Origin of the sequence: Planctopirus hydrillae, from assembly GCF_001707835.1 — a bacterium.
Lineage (GTDB): Bacteria > Planctomycetota > Planctomycetia > Planctomycetales > Planctomycetaceae > Planctopirus > Planctopirus hydrillae.
On record NZ_LYDR01000105.1, the window covers coordinates 1 to 304 of the forward strand.

General features: G+C 51.3%; 1 protein-coding gene. It reads right to left on the bottom strand.

What is annotated here, in order from left to right; genetic code table 11:
• The coding region (locus A6X21_RS23715; RefSeq protein WP_369009494.1) for a proton-conducting transporter transmembrane domain-containing protein at positions 1-304 on the bottom strand (304 nt) is incomplete at both ends.

Sequence of the window (304 nt, forward strand, 5' to 3'; positions counted from 1 at the left end):
ATGCTGCCAGTAAGGCATCTTCGGTTCGCAATCCGATCAAAAATACCAGAACTCCCAAGGCGGCAATGGTACTGTAAGCCAGGATGCCCTTCAGGTCAAGTCGGAAAATGGCATGAATGGCGGCATATAGCATGGTTATTCCCCCTATAACAATAAGGGGAATGTTCCAATAATCGTGGTTGCCCAACACATGGGTAAACCTTGCCAGCAGGTAAACGCCGGCTTTTACCATGGTGGCGGAGTGCAGATAGGTCGAAACCGGCGTTGGTGCCTTCATGGCTCCCGGCAACCAGAAGTGGAAAGG